Annotated in this window: 1 protein-coding gene; it reads left to right on the forward strand. The window is 66.8% G+C overall.

From position 1 onward, the window contains the following. Positions 1 to 983, forward strand: a 983-nt coding sequence (locus PGX04_RS31825; RefSeq protein WP_273742133.1) for a DUF790 family protein, incomplete at both ends; no start/stop codon positions are given.

Here is a 983-nt window from a genome sequence, read left to right on the forward strand (position 1 = left end):
TTCCTCGTCGCGGAGCGGGACGGTGAAATCGTCGGCTTCACGCACGGCGTCGTCACCGAGGACGAGCGCGCGATGGCGTTCATCCGCGCGAGCGAATCGCTCGACGTGTCGGCGGACGATCTCGAGGCCGCGCTGCACGCCGATCTCGAGGAGCGACAGATCGTCACCGCGGTCGAGTCGCGCTGGGATCCGGACGGCCTGATCGCCCAGTACAACCTCTCGCTCGCGCAGACGGCGCTCTTCGACGCGACCGAGGTTCGAGTGCGCTCGAGCGACCCGAAGGCGTTAATTTCGGCGATCAAGCGGTTGCGGCTGATGTACGAGATCCACCGGGTCGACGGCGAATCCCCGGGCGGAGCCGAGGAAGTATCCGACCGAGAGGTCGTCGTCACGGGTCCGACCCACCTCTTTCGCGCCACTCGGCGGTACGGGACGCGCTTCGCGCGGCTCCTTCGGAGCGTTGCGAAGGCCGATCGGTGGCACCTCGAGGCGACAATCGACGACCGCGGCACCGAACGGACCCTCGAACTGTCGCACGAGGATCCCGTCCGGGTACCGGACGCGGAGCCGATCGCGGAGATATCCTACGACAGCGGTGTGGAAGCCGATTTCGCGGCCCGCTTTACGAATCTGGATCTGGACTGGGACCTCGTCCGCGAACCGGAGCCTCTCGCGACGGGAACGCGGGTGATGATCCCCGATTTCGCGTTCGAGTACGCTCCCGCGGGGACGGGCCGCGGGGACGCGTCGGACGAGTCCGACAGCGGGGACGGTGATTTCCGCGTCTACTTCGAGATCATGGGGTTCTGGACGCCCGAATACGTCGAGAAGAAGCTCGCTCAGCTCGCCGATCTCGAGGACGTAGCCATGCTGGTCGCCGTCGACGAATCGCTGGGCGTCGGCGAGGAGATCGCCGCCCGCGACCATCGAGCGATACCCTACTCGGGAACGGTCAGGGTCAAAGACGTCGCCGGCGTCCTCCG

The organism is Natrinema soli, assembly GCF_028618695.1.